Genomic DNA, 1,055 nt, shown 5'->3' with positions numbered 1-1,055 from the left:
CGGCCTTGTTTCCTAAATCGAATGAACCTTTTGCCGTTAGCGTGATCTGATCTCCCAAGATGGCAACATGGATGCAGTAAAATGGGAAAATCTAAGCATAAAATAACCAACTGGTCTCAGTACAACAAAGCACTCGTCAACCGTGGCTCTCTGACGTTCTGGATTGATGAGCAAGCGATTAAGTCTTGGCGATGTACTGAACACCATGGTCGTCGTGGTCGAGGGTATATTTACTCTGATGTAGCTATCGAAACAGCGCTAGTGATTAAGGGCGTATTTAGCTTGTCATTACGGTCACTTGAAGGCTTTACCAATTCGGTATTCCAGCTTATGGATGTGCCATTGTGCTCGCCAAGCTACAGCTGTATCAGTAAACGAGCTAAGACTGTTGAGGTTAAGTATCGAGCGCCAAGTCGTGGCACTGTGGCGCATGTTGTCATCGATTCAACAGGTCTAAAAGTTTACGGTGAAGGTGAGTGGAAAACCCGTAAGCACGGCAAAGAGAAGCGTCGTACTTGGCGCAAGCTACACCTAGCAGTCGATAGTCGTACTCATGAAGTTGTTTCGGCTGAAGTATCCTTAGTCAATGTCGCTGACAATGAAGTCCTACCCACATTGCTCAATCCGTTGAGGAGAGGTATTACTCAAGTGTCAGCTGATGGTGCCTATGACACTAAGGCATGTCATAAGCTACTCAAACGCAAGGGTTGTAAGCCTACTATTCCACCTAGAAGTAATGCAGGGTATTGGGAGGAGGGGCACCCGAGAAATGAAGGAGTTAAAGCGCTCAAAGCTAAACAACTAGCACAATGGAAACAGGATAATGATTACCACGTAAGGTCACTCTCTGAGACTGCGATGTATCGATATAAGCAGCTGATTAGTCCTAAACTTAGCCTTCGTGATTACAACGCTCAGGTAGGCGAAGCTTTAGCTGGCGTAAAAGCAATGAACAAAGTCATAGGGCTAGGTATGCCAATTAGGAAGCAAGCTGCCTAATGCGATACAACCCTTGGGGTAGCTGCGTCTAGCACCTTGATTTGATCAACAACGCC

The 1,055-nt window shown here is 46.2% G+C and carries 1 protein-coding gene; it reads left to right on the top strand.

Annotated elements, in window-relative coordinates; all coding sequences use genetic code 11:
• Nucleotides 1-81 precede the first annotated feature (81 nt).
• Nucleotides 82-999: an IS5 family transposase gene (locus tag ACVBIO_RS21575; RefSeq protein ID WP_447173429.1), complete on the top strand. Its 918-nt coding sequence runs from the start codon at nucleotides 82-84 to the stop codon at nucleotides 997-999.
• The last annotated feature ends 56 nt before the right edge of the window (nucleotides 1,000-1,055 follow it).

This window comes from Shewanella sp. 0m-8 (assembly GCF_052977265.1).
Note: the sequence above shows the minus strand (reverse complement) of the source record. Positions and strands in the feature narration are given on the sequence as shown.

What these genes read in the sequence shown, in the direction of transcription:
- ACVBIO_RS21575 (WP_447173429.1), top strand. Translation starts at nt 82, where the DNA reads ATGGGAAAATCTAAGCATAAAATAACCAACTGGTCTCAGTACAACAAA.